The sequence below is a fragment of the Lentibacillus sp. L22 genome (assembly GCF_040812445.1).
GTDB lineage: Bacteria > Bacillota > Bacilli > Bacillales > Amphibacillaceae > Lentibacillus_C > Lentibacillus_C daqui.
This window is the reverse complement of sequence record NZ_JBFNXI010000107.1, coordinates 1-1,009: the sequence shown is the minus strand read 5'-3', so window position 1 is coordinate 1,009 and position 1,009 is coordinate 1. Positions and strand designations below refer to the sequence as shown.

At 52.1% G+C, this 1,009-nt stretch carries 9 tRNA genes; all 9 read left to right on the top strand.

Annotation, left to right across the window (positions count from 1 at the left end):
- Positions 1-80: 80 nt before the first annotated feature.
- The 9 genes from ABRT01_RS18280 to ABRT01_RS18240 all read left to right on the top strand — a co-directional run bounded on the left by ABRT01_RS18280 (position 81) and on the right by ABRT01_RS18240 (position 861).
- Positions 81-156, top strand: a tRNA-Val gene (locus ABRT01_RS18280).
- Positions 157-177: 21 nt separating this feature from the next.
- Positions 178-253, top strand: a tRNA-Thr gene (locus tag ABRT01_RS18275).
- 11 nt (positions 254-264) lie between these two features.
- Positions 265-340 (top strand) — tRNA-Lys (locus ABRT01_RS18270).
- A gap of 8 nt (positions 341-348) precedes the next feature.
- A tRNA-Leu gene (locus tag ABRT01_RS18265) sits at positions 349-433 on the top strand.
- 9 nt (positions 434-442) lie between these two features.
- A tRNA-Gly gene (locus tag ABRT01_RS18260) sits at positions 443-517 on the top strand.
- Between the two features lie 8 nt (positions 518-525).
- Positions 526-614, top strand: a tRNA-Leu gene (locus ABRT01_RS18255).
- A gap of 3 nt (positions 615-617) precedes the next feature.
- A tRNA-Arg gene (locus tag ABRT01_RS18250) sits at positions 618-694 on the top strand.
- A 5-nt stretch (positions 695-699) separates the two neighbouring features.
- Positions 700-776 (top strand) — tRNA-Pro (locus tag ABRT01_RS18245).
- A 9-nt stretch (positions 777-785) separates the two neighbouring features.
- Positions 786-861 (top strand) — tRNA-Ala (locus ABRT01_RS18240).
- The last annotated feature ends 148 nt before the right edge of the window (positions 862-1,009 follow it).

Genomic DNA, 1,009 nt, shown 5'->3' with positions numbered 1-1,009 from the left:
CAGTTAAGCTCTCCAGCGCCGATGGTAGTTGGGGCTTTGCCCCTGCAAGAGTAGGACGCCGCCGGGCTTACATATATCCAGGAGGATTAGCTCAGCTGGGAGAGCACCTGCCTTACAAGCAGGGGGTCGCAGGTTCGAGCCCTGCATCCTCCACCATTTCTTTTTGAATATTATAACGCCGGCCTAGCTCAATTGGTAGAGCAACTGACTTGTAATCAGTAGGTTGGGGGTTCAAGTCCTCTGGCCGGCACCATTAATTATTCAGAGCCATTAGCTCAGTCGGTAGAGCATCTGACTTTTAATCAGAGGGTCGGAGGTTCGAATCCTCCATGGCTCACCATTAGTTACGCGGGTGTGGCGGAATTGGCAGACGCGCTAGACTTAGGATCTAGTGTCTTTTGACGTGGGGGTTCGACTCCCTTCACCCGCACCATGATTATGTGCGGAAGTAGTTCAGTGGTAGAACACCACCTTGCCAAGGTGGGGGTCGCGGGTTCGAATCCCGTCTTCCGCTCCAATTCCCATGCCGGGGTGGCGGAATTGGCAGACGCACAGGACTTAAAATCCTGCGGTAGGTTACTACCGTGCCGGTTCGAGTCCGGCCCTCGGCACCATATGCGCCCGTAGCTCAATTGGATAGAGCGCTTGACTACGGATCAAGAGGTTAGGGGTTCGACTCCTCTCGGGCGCGCCATTTAACGGGAAGTAGCTCAGCTTGGTAGAGCACATGGTTTGGGACCATGGGGTCGCAGGTTCGAATCCTGTCTTCCCGACCATTTAAAAACGGGGCCTTAGCTCAGCTGGGAGAGCGCCTGCTTTGCACGCAGGAGGTCAGCGGTTCGATCCCGCTAGGCTCCACCAACTTCAATAATTTAAAAAGTTATTGACAACAATCACTAAAGTTGCTATACTAATCAAGTCGCCAAAAACGAAGGCGATCAGAAATTTGCTCTTTGAAAACTGAACAAAACAACCAGTATGTAACAGATGTCAGAGGTTGAGGTTAGAA